The 971-nt window shown below is 35.3% G+C and carries 2 protein-coding genes; both read left to right on the top strand.

Annotated elements, in window-relative coordinates; translation table 11 throughout:
* Positions 1-329, top strand: a 329-nt coding sequence (locus tag ACFIO3_RS15820) for a ribose-5-phosphate isomerase A (RefSeq protein ID WP_375704682.1), incomplete at its 5' end; no start/stop codon positions are given.
* 106 nt (positions 330-435) lie between these two features.
* Positions 436-971: DUF2059 domain-containing protein (locus ACFIO3_RS15815; RefSeq protein WP_375704681.1), on the top strand; the 536-nt coding region annotated here is incomplete at its 3' end.

The following is a 971-nucleotide window of genomic DNA, read 5'->3' as shown; positions in this document are numbered from 1 at the left end:
AAAGACTTGGTGCTTTTGCACTACCGATTGAAGTTAATTCATTTGGTATCCATACAACACGCAAAGCCATCGAAAAAATTGCTGATGATTTCGGACTTTCTGGAGACATTATATTGCGAATGAATGGAAAAAATCCTTTTGAAACAGATGGTGGTCATTTTATTCTTGATGCATTTTGGGGATGCATTCTGCAACCCCAATTATTATCAGAGGCGCTTCTTGCCATTCCTGGCGTTGTTGAGCATGGTCTTTTTTTGGGGTTGGCTTCACGTGCAATTGTTGCTATGGCTGATGGACAAACAAAAGTTTTAGAACCATTTGATTTTTAGAAAAGACATTTACATGATGATATACTAGCACAATAAAAAAGGGTCTTAAAGACTTTAGGTAGAATAACAAATTTAAATTATAATTAACTATCAGGGTAATCATTAAATGAGAATAATATTTTCTTTTCCGCGTTTTGTCGCATATTGGGGTGCAATTACCATTTTTGTTGTGAATATTGGAATGGTTCATGCACAAGGTGTGAGTGATCAACATTTAGATTCAGCGCGAAAGGCAATCAGAGCTATTCATGCAACGGATCAATTTGATAGCTTTTTACCAAATGCAGTCCATGATTTCAAAAATGAACTGATCAGCGATGATCCGAATTTGGCAACAGCTATTTCTGATATTGTTGATAAGCAGGCGCTTGCTTTAATTAAAAGGCGCTCTGATCTAGAAAAAGAGATTGCTCATGTATATGCAAAATATTTTACTCAAAAAGAGCTTGATGCGATAACAACATTTTATAATTCTGACACCGGTAAAAAGTTTTTGACAGAAGTTCCCAATATTGCACGTGATTCCTATTCTGCATTTGATGTATGGCGTTCTGCTCTTATGCAAGATCTTGTAGAAAATGTGAAAAAAGAGATGTCTGAAACACTTAATTTGAATAATTCTACTATGCCTACAAATATGCC

The organism is Bartonella sp. AD328YNZD, from assembly GCF_042196425.1.
Note: the sequence above shows the minus strand (reverse complement) of the source record. Positions and strands in the feature narration are given on the sequence as shown.